We start from the raw sequence: 1306 nt of genomic DNA, 5'->3' as shown, positions 1-1306 counted from the left end.
GGGGCGGACAGACAACCCGGCGGTCAACCGCTGACCGGCCTCACCGGAAGAGGATTTTCTCCGGGGGGAATGTAGGGGAGACAGTCTGCCGTCCGGCTGCCCCGCATTTTCAATCGCCCAGAGTTGGTAATCATCGAGATCCGTCCGGACGCATGACTGGAAATCATGGATAGTGGACATGGCCTGATTCGGAGCGGCTGTGTTTTGGCAGAGAGGGGAGAGTCCTATGAAGAAGCAGAACATCTGGCTTTGGGCCCTGACTGCGGCTGTGGTTTTGCTGGCAGCAGCCCTGGCGGAGACGCAAGGACAGCTGGGGGAACTTCAGACGGCGTATTCCGCGCTCCAACAGGAGGTGGGAGAACTCCGCCTGGACTTGAAAAGCACACAAAACCGCCTCCAGGAGCAGGAGGAGGCGCTGGAACGAGCGGCCGCCCAAACCGCCCCGCAGCCGGAGGAGTCGCTGCTGGAGCGCTATGAGCTGACGCCCCTTCGGCTGGACGCCGCGGCCCATCAGGTGGAGCTTGGGGTGTCCCTGACCCTGACTACGCCGGACCAGTCGGCGGAAGCCACCCTGAATGTCTATCAGGGCGGCGCGGAGCGCAAGCGTCTGGCCCAGGTGGAGCTGACCCGGTCCGGGGATGGAATCTTCTCCGGTCAGGCGGCGGTGCCTGCGGACAGCACCTCACTCCAGATTCTGGTGACGGTCCGGACCGGCGGCGATACGGCCACAGAGCGGCTCTATGAGGGCCGTGCCACCGGATTGTTGCCGATGGCGCTGTCCAGCCGCAGCGGAGAGGCGGCCCTGCAGGAAGGAGAAGCCCGGATTACCGCCGCCGTCCGGCTGCGTGAAAAGGCGGCCGCAGCCTCCGAGCAGACATTCCGCCTGTACCGGAACGGTCAGTTGGAGGAGACCATCCCGGCCGCCTCCGGCCAGGAATCCGGCACCTGGGAGGGCACCGGGACGGTATCCTGCGCCGCCGGGGACCAGCTGGAGGTGCGGTTCTTCTGCGTGGACGGCCTGGGCCTGGGATATGAGTTCCCTGTCCGGACCTGGACGGTAAAGGAGGACCGGCTGGCGCCGGGCTGGCCCGTCACCAACACCCCGGTGCTGGTCTGGCCGTAAACGGGACGGGGCGCTGGCGGAAGAGGCGCAGGACGGCAGGAGATTCCGGCCGCCCCGGAAGGCTTATCCCCGGATACATGAACTGCGGCGCCGCACAGGGGAGTCCGTCAGATCCGCGGACGGCGACCGGAGCAATCCTGCATCAGCGAGAGGCCCAGCCGCAGGCCGATGGCGAAGGCAGCC

The 1306-nt window shown here is 66.5% G+C and carries 1 protein-coding gene; it reads left to right on the top strand.

Annotated elements, in window-relative coordinates:
* Positions 1-226: 226 nt before the first annotated feature.
* Positions 227-1123, top strand: a complete 897-nt coding sequence (locus tag HMPREF1546_RS11490) for a L,D-transpeptidase (RefSeq protein ID WP_021749419.1) — start codon at positions 227-229, stop codon at positions 1121-1123.
* Positions 1124-1306: the final 183 nt, after the last annotated feature.

The sequence above is a fragment of the Oscillibacter sp. KLE 1745 genome, assembly GCF_000469445.2.
GTDB classification, from domain to species: Bacteria; Bacillota; Clostridia; order Oscillospirales; family Oscillospiraceae; genus Oscillibacter; species Oscillibacter welbionis.
The sequence above is the reverse complement of the archived record's forward strand: the minus strand, read 5'-3'. Positions and strand labels throughout refer to the sequence as shown.

Bases quoted from the DNA above. Each gene is read 5' to 3' on its own strand.
- HMPREF1546_RS11490 (WP_021749419.1), top strand. From the start codon at position 227: ATGAAGAAGCAGAACATCTGGCTTTGGGCCCTGACTGCGGCTGTGGTT.